Origin of the sequence: Serratia sp. HMSC15F11 (assembly GCF_001808215.1) — a bacterium.
Taxonomy (GTDB): domain Bacteria; phylum Pseudomonadota; class Gammaproteobacteria; order Enterobacterales; family Enterobacteriaceae; genus Serratia; species Serratia nevei.
The window spans coordinates 43,720-51,682 of the sequence record NZ_KV792498.1; the positions used below are offsets into that span (position 1 = coordinate 43,720).

General features: G+C 58.9%; 8 protein-coding genes. 5 read left to right on the top strand and 3 right to left on the bottom strand.

Annotated features, from left to right (window positions below):
* Positions 1–21 precede the first annotated feature (21 nt).
* The 5 genes from sufC to HMPREF3138_RS21830 all read left to right on the top strand — a co-directional run bounded on the left by sufC (position 22) and on the right by HMPREF3138_RS21830 (position 5,015).
* The gene (sufC, locus tag HMPREF3138_RS21810; protein WP_004931365.1) at positions 22–768 is read left to right on the top strand and encodes a Fe-S cluster assembly ATPase SufC; all 747 of its coding nucleotides are present in this window, start codon (positions 22–24) and stop codon (positions 766–768) included.
* Entirely contained in the window at positions 743–2,029 is a 1,287-nt protein-coding gene (gene sufD, locus HMPREF3138_RS21815) for a Fe-S cluster assembly protein SufD (RefSeq protein WP_038871008.1), read from the top strand. Before sufC ends, sufD begins: the two co-directional genes overlap by 26 nt.
* Complete coding sequence (sufS, locus tag HMPREF3138_RS21820; RefSeq protein ID WP_038871006.1) at positions 2,026–3,252, top strand: cysteine desulfurase SufS; 1,227 nt, start codon at positions 2,026–2,028, stop codon at positions 3,250–3,252. Before sufD ends, sufS begins: the two co-directional genes overlap by 4 nt.
* Before the next feature lie 36 nt (positions 3,253–3,288).
* Positions 3,289–3,705 (top strand): cysteine desulfuration protein SufE, encoded by a 417-nt coding sequence (gene sufE / locus HMPREF3138_RS21825; RefSeq protein ID WP_038871003.1) that lies wholly within the window; start codon positions 3,289–3,291, stop codon positions 3,703–3,705.
* Between the two features lie 296 nt (positions 3,706–4,001).
* Positions 4,002–5,015, top strand: a complete 1,014-nt coding sequence (locus HMPREF3138_RS21830; protein ID WP_038871000.1) for a L,D-transpeptidase family protein — start codon at positions 4,002–4,004, stop codon at positions 5,013–5,015.
* Between the two features lie 140 nt (positions 5,016–5,155).
* On the opposite strand, the gene HMPREF3138_RS21835 is transcribed toward HMPREF3138_RS21830, so the two are convergent.
* From HMPREF3138_RS21835 to HMPREF3138_RS21845, 3 genes are all read right to left on the bottom strand, one after another.
* Positions 5,156–5,392 carry a major outer membrane lipoprotein gene (locus HMPREF3138_RS21835; RefSeq protein ID WP_004931354.1) on the bottom strand — a complete coding sequence of 79 codons (237 nt, stop codon included), beginning with the start codon at positions 5,390–5,392 and terminating at the stop codon, positions 5,156–5,158.
* A 307-nt stretch (positions 5,393–5,699) separates the two neighbouring features.
* Positions 5,700–7,112, bottom strand: coding sequence for a pyruvate kinase PykF (pykF, locus tag HMPREF3138_RS21840; protein ID WP_038870996.1), 1,413 nt, complete (start codon positions 7,110–7,112; stop codon positions 5,700–5,702).
* Positions 7,113–7,506: 394 nt separating this feature from the next.
* Entirely contained in the window at positions 7,507–7,812 is a 306-nt protein-coding gene (locus HMPREF3138_RS21845) for a cupin domain-containing protein (RefSeq protein ID WP_038870993.1), read from the bottom strand.
* Between the last annotated feature and the right edge of the window lie 151 nt (positions 7,813–7,963).

A 7,963-nucleotide genomic window follows, 5' to 3' on the forward strand; every position in this document is an offset into this window, starting at 1 on the left:
GGCGCTATCTGAGGACACAGCATGTTAAGCATCAAGAATTTGAAAGTCAGCGTGGAAGGCAACGAGATCCTCAAGGGATTGGATCTGGAGATCAAACCGGGCGAAGTGCACGCCATCATGGGGCCGAACGGCTCGGGCAAGAGCACGCTGTCCGCCACGCTGGCCGGGCGTGAAGAGTACGAAGTGACCGAAGGGGAAGTCACCTTCAAGGGCAAGGATCTGCTGGAGCTGGATCCGGAAGATCGCGCCGGCGAAGGCGTGTTCCTGGCCTTCCAGTACCCGGTGGAGATCCCCGGCGTCAGCAACCACTTCTTCCTGCAGACGTCGGTCAACGCGGTGCGCAAATACCGCGAGCAGGAGCCGCTGGATCGCTTTGACTTCGCCGATTTCATCGAAGAGAAAATCGCGCTGCTGGATATGCCGGCCGATCTGTTGACCCGTTCGGTCAACGTCGGCTTCTCCGGCGGTGAGAAAAAACGCAACGATATTCTGCAGATGGCGGCGCTGGAGCCGGATCTGTGCATTCTCGATGAAACCGACTCGGGCCTGGACATCGACGCGCTGAAGATCGTCGCCAACGGCGTCAACTCGCTGCGGGACGGCAAGCGCGCCTTTATCATCGTGACCCACTATCAGCGCATTCTGGACTACATCAAACCGGATTACGTACACGTGCTTTCCCAGGGGCGCATCGTTAAATCCGGCGATTTCTCGCTGGTGAAACAGTTGGAGGAGCAGGGCTATGGCTGGCTTACCGACCAACAGTAATTCAAACGCGCTGCAGCAGCTGTATCGCCTGTTCGAAGGCCGCGGCGGCGAGCGTTCGCCGCATGCGCTGGCGCACTGGCAGCAGGCGCTGCGCCTCGGCTGGCCGACGCGCAAACATGAAAACTGGAAATACACGCCGCTGGAGAGCCTGCTGGAGCAGCAGTTCCTCGATCCGCAGCCCGCGCCGGTGAGCGCAGAGCAGCTTGAGGCGCTGGCGCTCGGCATCGATGCCTGTCGGCTGGTGTTTATTGACGGCCGCTACAGCGCCGAGCTCAGCGATGGCGATCTGGGCGACTACCAGTTCGAATTGACCGCCTACGGCACGCCGCAGGCGCTGCCGGAGCCGATCCAGCCGGAGATTTTCCTGCACCTGACCGAAAGCCTGGCGCAGGAAACCAGCCTGATTCGTTTGCCGGCCGGCAAGGCCCCGGCCCGCCCGCTGTACCTGCTGCACATCAGCAGCGGACGCGGCGCCACCGGGGAAGTGAACACCGTGCATCATCGTCACCATCTGGAGATCGGGCGCGGGGCCGAGGCGGAAGTGATTGAACACTATGTCAGCCTGGGCGAGGCCGCGCACTTCACCGGCGCGCGCTTGACCGCCAACGTGGCGGACAACGCCGGGCTGTTGCACTGCAAGCTGGCGTTTGAGAGCCAGCCGAGCTACCACTTTGCCCATAACGATCTGGTTATCGGCCGCGACGCGCGGGTGAAAAGCGACAGCTTCCTGCTGGGCGCCGGCCTGACGCGGCACAACACCAGCGCACAGCTGAACGGCGAAGGCGCAAACCTGGTGATCAACAGCCTGGTGCTGCCGGTGGGCAAAGAGATCTGCGATACCCGCACCTATCTGGAGCACAACAAAGGCTATTGCGAAAGCCGCCAGCTGCATAAAACCGTGGTCAGCGATCGCGGCAAGGCGGTGTTCAACGGCATGATCAAAGTGGCCAAGCATGCGATCAAAACCGACGGCCAGATGACCAACCATAACCTGCTGTTGGGTAAGGTGGCGGAAGTGGATACCAAGCCGCAGTTGGAGATCTACGCCGACGACGTCAAATGCAGCCACGGCGCCACCGTGGGGCGTATCGATGAAGAGCAGCTGTTCTATCTGCAGTCGCGCGGCATCGACAAACACGCGGCGCAGCAGATGATCATCTTTGCCTTCGCCGCCGAGCTGACCGAAGGCATCGCCAACGACACCATCCGGGAACGGGTGCTGGCGCGCATCGCCCAGCGCCTGCCGGGGGAGGCTGCATGAGTTATCCGATTGAACGCGTGCGCGGCGATTTTCCGCTGCTGGCGCGTGAGGTGAACGGCCAACCGCTGGCCTATCTCGACAGCGCCGCCAGCGCGCAGAAACCGCAGGCGGTGATCGACCGCGAGCTGGAGTTCTACCGCCACGGTTATGCGGCGGTGCATCGCGGCATCCACACCCTGAGCGCCGAGGCGACTCAGCAGATGGAAGCGGTGCGGGAGCAGGCGGCACGCTTTATCAACGCCGCCTCGGCGGAAGAGATGGTGTTCGTCAAGGGCACCACCGAAGGCATCAATCTGGTGGCCAACAGCTTTGGCCGCCACCTGCTGCAGCCGGGCGATGCGATTCTCATCACCGAGATGGAGCACCACGCCAACATCGTGCCGTGGCAGATGCTGGCGCAAGAGCGCGGGCTGCAGCTGCGGGTGTGGCCGCTACAGCCGGACGGTACGCTGGATTTGGCGCGGTTGCCGGAGCTGGTCGATGCGTCCTGTAAACTGCTGGCGCTGACCGAGGTCTCCAACGTGCTGGGCACCGTCAACCCGGTGCGCGACATCATCGCCGGCGCCAGAGCCCTGGCGCCGAATTTGACGGTGCTGGTGGACGGCGCGCAGGCGGTGATGCACCAGTGCGTCGATGTTCAGGCGCTGGACTGCGATTTTTACGTGTTTTCCGGCCACAAGCTGTACGGTCCTTCCGGCATCGGCATGCTGTATGGCCGCCAGGCGCTGCTGCAGCAGATGCCGCCGTGGGAAGGGGGCGGCTCGATGATCCGCCAGGTCAGCCTGACGGCGGGCACCACCTTCGCCGATCCGCCGTGGCGCTTCGAGGCCGGTTCGCCGAACACCGCCGGCATCATGGGGCTGGGGGCGGCGTTCGATTACGTCGAAGCCCTGGGCCTGAATGCGATACACGATTATGAACAGTCGCTGATGCACTACGCGCTGAAGGCGCTCAGCCAGGTGCCGACGCTGAAAGTCTATGGCCCGGCCCATCGCGCCGGGGTGATCGCCTTCAATCTGGGTGAACACCATGCCTATGACGTCGGCAGCTTCCTCGATCAGTACGGCATCGCCATCCGCACCGGCCATCACTGCGCAATGCCACTGATGGCGTTTTATCAGGTGCCGAGCATGTGCCGCGCTTCGCTGGCGTTATATAATACCCGCGAAGAGGTGGACCGGCTGGTGGCCGGGCTGCAACGTATTCATCAGCTATTAGGCTAGGCCGGGGCACGTCCCCGGCGGTACAAAAGGATCCCCATGGCGAATTTGCCGGACAAAGATAAATTGGTGCGAAATTTCTCCCGCTGTTTGAACTGGGAGGAGAAATACCTGTACGTGATTGAACTCGGCGCCAAATTGCCGCCGCTGGACGAGGCCGAGCGGCAGGCCGGCAACCTGATCTCCGGTTGTCAGAGCCAGGTGTGGATTGTGATGCGCCTCGATGAGCAGGGGCAGGTCGAATTTTACGGCGACAGCGACGCGGCGATCGTCAAAGGCCTGCTGGCGGTGGTGTTTATTCTGTATCGCCAATTGACGCCGCAGCAGATTGTCGAGCTTGACGTGCGGCCGTTTTTCGCCGAGCTGGCGCTCAGCCAACACCTGACGCCTTCGCGTTCACAGGGGCTGGAGGCGATGATCCGCGCCATTCGCAGTAAAGCCACGCAGCTGGCCTGAGCCTGAACGCCCCGTCCTTGAGGGCTCATTGATACATTCGCTTTGTCAATGAGCCTTTACAATCCACGCTTTCCCCCCAGATAACATCCCCAATTCAGTGATATTTCAGCAGCTTATCCGTTGACGTTTCGTTGACAATCAGCGGCGGTGATTACGTTATAACGTGTTGATTTTTAGAGAACTTATTGCCTTTGATGCCAGCATTGCTAGTATTAATCAGGTATTGTCTGATTTACCCGCCGCCAGGCGCTCGTTAGCCTTGGGGACGAACCGTCATAAAAAATATAGGGATGATAATGAAACGTGCGTTGAGTTTAATGGGCATGGTCTTCGCCACCGTATTGGCCGGCACGCAGGCTGCCAGTGCGACCGAGTACCCGCTGCCGCCGCCGGACAGCCGTCTGATCGGTGAAAACACCACTTATACCGTGCCAAACGACGGCCGTCCGCTGGAGGCGATCGCCGCCGACTACAAGATTGGCCTGCTGGGCATGCTGGAAGCCAACCCCGGCACCGACCCGTTCCTGCCTAAGCCGGGTACGGTGCTGACCATTCCGACCCAAATGCTGCTGCCTGATACCAAGCGTGAAGGGATCATCGTCAACCTGGCCGAGCTGCGCCTTTACTACTATCCGAAAGGCGAGAACAAAGTGATCGTCTATCCGATCGGTATCGGCCAGACCGGGATGCACACGCCGCTGGAAGTGACCTCCGTCAGCCAGAAGATCCCCAACCCGACCTGGACGCCTACCGCCAACATCCGCAAACGCTATCAGTCCCAGGGCGTGACGCTGCCTGCGGTGGTGCCGGCCGGGCCTGAGAACCCGATGGGGCTGTTCGCCCTGCGTCTGGCGATGGGGCGCGGTGAATACCTGATTCACGGCACCAATGCCAACTTCGGGATCGGCATGCGCGTCAGCTCCGGCTGTATTCGTCTGCGTCCGACGGACATCGAAGCGCTGTTCAACCAGGTGCCACGCGGTACACGGGTGCAGGTGATCAACGATCCGGTGAAGATTTCGGTTGAGCCGGACGGCAAACGCTATGTGGAAGTGCACCAGCCGCTGTCGCGGGTAGAAAGCGACGATCCGCAGACCATGCCGATTGCGTTGTCTAAAGCGGAGAAAGCCTTCGCTGCAGATGGGCAAACCGATCGCGCCGTGTTCGATAGCGCGGTTGTACGCCGCTCTGGCATGCCGGTGCTGGTCAACGTGGGGGAGAACCCGTCTGAGGTGCGTTTAACGCCTGTAGCGGCGCCAGCGGCGAATAAGAGCCCATTTAAGGCAGCACCAATCAGTTCAGTGAACTAAGTTTGCAGGACTGAGCGGTCGAAGAGGGGTTCAGCGTGCTGAACCTCTTTTTTTTGCCTGCCGAGCTGGAAAGCCCAGGCGACAAACAGGCAAAAAAAAACGGCGCACAATGTGCGCCGTTTTCAATAACCAAAGCTATCTTACTTTTTGTAAGCGTGAGCTTGGTTGTCCAGACGCTGGTTAGCGCGTGCTGCGTCGTCTTTAGCCGCTTGAACGTCAGAACGCATTGCGTTCACGTCGTTGCTCAGCTGATCAACTTTAGCGTTCAGAGTCTGAACGTCAGAAGACAGTTGATCGATTTTAGCGTTGCTTGAGCAGCCAGCCAGCAGAGTGGAACCCAGGATTACCGCGCCCAGTACCAGTTTAGTACGATTCATTATAACACCCTCTAGATTGAGTTAATCTCCATGTAGCGTTACAAGTATTACACAAACTTTTTTCGAAAGAGAATAATTTTTTAGTGTTGAGGTGCTTTATTTTGATCGTTCGCTCAAACTTGCATCTGGTTTTACAAATTAGTTAAAAAAACGAGGGAAAACAGCCGGCTTCCATGGGACTACTCCGATTTGTTATTAGCTAAATAATGAGCAGTTCGCGGTTGCGTTTTGAGAAAAATAGTTTACTGCCGATAAAAAAACGCCGCAAAGCGGCGTTTTGATCAAGATAATTATGTCACGTTTTATATTACAGCACGTGTACCGAGGCGGTGTTGGTGGTGCCGCTCGGCACCAGCGCGCCGGAAACCATCACCACGACGTCGCCTTTTTGCGCCAGGCCGCTGGCCAGCGCGGCTTCTTTACCGATGCGGTAGAAGTCGTCGGTGGAGGCGATTTCTTTGACCATCTGCGGGATAACGCCCTTGCTCAGCACCAGCTGATGCGCGGTGGTCTGGTTGGTGGTCAGCGCCAGGATCACGGCGTTCGGGAAGTATTTACGCACGGATTTCGCTGACTTGCCGCCGCTGGTGGCGACGACGATCAGCGGCGCGTCCAGTTTTTCGGCGGTTTCAACCGCACCGCGGCATACCGCTTCGGTGATGCGCAGCTTGCGGCGATCGTTCAGGGTATCGATGCGGCTTGGCATCACGCGATCGGTGCGTTCGCAGATGGTCGCCATGATGTTGACCGCTTCCAGCGGGTATTTGCCCTTGGCGCTTTCGCCGGACAGCATGACGGCATCGGTGCCGTCCAGAATGGCGTTGGCGACGTCACCGGCTTCCGCACGGGTAGGGCGCGGATTCTTGATCATGGAGTCGAGCATCTGGGTGGCGGTGATCACCACTTTACGCGCACGGTTGCATTTTTCGATCATCATCTTCTGGGCGAAGATCACTTCTTCTACCGGGATCTCGACGCCCAAGTCGCCACGGGCAACCATGATGCCGTCGGACGCTTCGAGGATCTCGTCGAAGTTGTTCAGGCCTTCCTGGTTTTCGATCTTGGAGATGATCTGGATCTGCTCGCCGCCGTGGGCTTTCAGGTGTTCGCGGATCTCCAGCACGTCGGAGCGCTTGCGGATGAAGGATGCCGCCACGAAGTCGACGCCTTGTTCGCAGCCGAAGATCAGGTCGCGCTTGTCTTTTTCGGCCAGCGCAGGCAGCTGGATCGAAACGCCCGGCAGGTTGACGCCCTTGTTCTCGCCCAGATCGCCGTTGTTCAGCACCTTACAAATGACTTCGTTTTCGGTCACGTTGGTGACTTCCATGCCGATCAGGCCGTCGTCAACCAGCACGGTGTTGCCGATCTTCAGGTCGGCGGCGAAGCCGGCGTAGGTGACCGCTACGCGATCGCTGTTGCCGATTACGCTCTGGTCGGTGGTGAAAGTGAAGGTTTGGCCGGCGACCAGCGAGGCGTCTTTGCCGCCTTCCAGTTTCATGGTGCGAATTTCCGGGCCTTTGGTATCCAGCAGGATGCCGGCGTTGATACCGGTTTTCGCCATCACGGCGCGCATGTTCTTGATGCGGTTGCCGTGCTCTTCATAGTCGCCGTGAGAGAAGTTGAGACGCATCACGTTCATGCCCGCATTGAGCAGGTTGGTCAGCATTTCTTCCGATTCGGTTTTTGGACCGATGGTACAAACAATTTTGGTCTTTTTCATGGCGGAGTTTTCTACAAGTTGTGATGGATAAAAAAACGAATTTGACCGGCGCGGTTTACGCCGGTAGGGAATTTGGGCCGTGCCTGGTGGTGAAAAACATAGTTAAGGATAGGTGACGACAGTTGAAGCGGGGCGGAAAAATTCAGCCCGCGCGGGGGCGCGGGGATGCTGCGCAACGGGGTAAGATCAGATCGTGTTGTTATAGCGTTTTCGCAGATCAAGGGCTGAAACCATTCAACTGATAGACGTTGCGCATTATAAAGGCTAAGCGGTGGGAAACAAAATAAAAAACCGCGGCGGCGCGGCGGATATGTCAAAACGGGGGCAAATGTGGCGCAAATGCAACGCGTTGCGGGTCGCTTGTTGCGCAAATAACCATGCTGTAAATACAGGTTTAACGCGTTGGGGGAATTTCCAGCAGCACGCCGGCGCTCAGGCAGAAGCAGCCGCTGGCGACGTTGGCCGGCAATATCAGGCTCTCGCCGGCCCGTACCACCCGGGTGTCGCCGCCGAGGGTAAATTCGAATTCACCGGAGATCACCTGGGTTTGCCGCGCGTGCGGGGGCTTTTGCAGCTGGCCGAAGGCGCCGGCCTCGAAACGCACTTCTGCCGCCGGTGAACCGTCGCTCATCACGCCTTCACGGCGGGCAAGGCCATTGTCGAGCGGTAAAAAGGCGGTTTTGGCGGTAAAGGTGGTCATGTGGTGTTCCTGGTGGCTGATGGCGGTAGCACGGCGCGATCGACATAAAAGTCAGGCGGTCGGGCAGAGACGAAACAACGGGAGTATAACGCGATAGGGGAAGAGATGAATCAGCAATATGGTGCGTCCGAGTGGACTCGAACCACCGACC